Annotated in this window: 1 protein-coding gene; it reads left to right on the top strand. The window is 42.1% G+C overall.

The window, feature by feature from the left end; all coding sequences use genetic code 11:
* Positions 1-1500: T9SS type B sorting domain-containing protein (locus tag PMI13_RS13990; RefSeq protein ID WP_007844819.1), on the top strand; the 1500-nt coding region annotated here is incomplete at its 5' end.
* Positions 1501-1505: the final 5 nt, after the last annotated feature.

The following is a 1505-nucleotide window of genomic DNA, read 5'->3' as shown; positions in this document are numbered from 1 at the left end:
GATAAAGTTCCTATTTTAACGAATACCGTAACTCCTTTTGTATGCGTAAATCCTGCAACAGGAAGCGGAACAGTGGATTTAACTTCATTTAACTCCCAATTCGTAAACAACCCTGCGAATTACGTTTTCACATATTATGTATTAGGAAACTCAGTCCCGATCGCTAACCCAGGCAGCTTTCAATACACCGGAAACACGACAATTACCGTGGTTATAAAAGATCCTTCCTCTACCTTATGTGACAATGGAGACGCACAGATCATCTTAAACCCAACTCCTTTTGCTGCAGATGATGCTACATTAAGCGGATGTAATAATAACAATGCGGGAACAGCCACATTCGACTTAACAACAGCAGCCGTTACAACCGTTACAGGAGCTATTAAACAATTCTATCCAACACTTAATGACCTCAACGCAGGAACTAATGAAATTTTAAATCCTGCCAGCTATGCCTCGGCAGCAGGTATCATATTTGTAAAAGTAACTACTCCTCAGGGTTGTGTGGATACTGCCCAGATCACATTAAATATTTTACCGGTGGTGGTGGTGAATGATGCTACATTAAGATCATGCTTTATCGAAACCAATCCTGCAACTGCTACTTTTAATCTCACAGCCGCAGGTGTTACTACCCAAACAGGAATTATTAAACAGTACTATCCTTCGTTAACCGATGCAATCAACGGAACCAATGCCATCACAACTCCAACTGCACATACTGCTCCGAACGGAGTGGTTTACATCAAAGTTATCAATGGAAACGGTTGTTATGCGATCGCTAAAGTGACCCTTATTGTATTGACTCCGGTTTTATCTGCCGTTTTACAAGACAAAACAATTTGTATGGAAGATAAAACTACCCTGGATGCAGGACCCGGCTTTGCTTCTTATGAATGGAGCACCGGGGCAACCACTCAAACCATTACCAATGTTGGAGTGGGGGTATACTGGGTAAAACTGAAAACAGGAGAATGCGTTGCTACCCAAACAGTAACGGTATACCCTGCAGGGCAGCCGGTGATCACAAACGTAGACATTTCAAATTCTACAGCTACGGTAAATGTAATTGGGGGAACACCTCCTTACCAGTATTCTCTTGACAATATCAACTGGCAGGATTCTAATGTTTTCACCGATTTACCGAGAGGGGAAAGCCAGATTTTTGTGAAAGATGCTTACGATTGCGAGCCGATCAGCATCACAATTACTGTTCCTAACCTGGTTAATGTAATCACTCCTAACGGAGACGGCGTAAATGATGTGATTGATTATTCTGCCCTGGCAGGTAAACAGAACCTGGTTTTCAGTATATTCGACCGGTATGGTGCAAAAATTCACCAGGGAGACAAAACCAATAAATACAGATGGGACGGAACAGTAAGCGGAAGAAGAGTTCCCACAGGAAGCTACTGGTACTCTGTAACCTGGAATGAAAAGGACAAACACAATACTCCTTTTAAATATTCAGGCTGGATACTGGTGAAAAACAGGGAATAATACAG

The organism is Chryseobacterium populi, from assembly GCF_000282115.1.
Lineage (GTDB): Bacteria > Bacteroidota > Bacteroidia > Flavobacteriales > Weeksellaceae > Chryseobacterium > Chryseobacterium populi.
The sequence above is the reverse complement of the archived record's forward strand: the minus strand, read 5'-3'. Positions and strand labels throughout refer to the sequence as shown.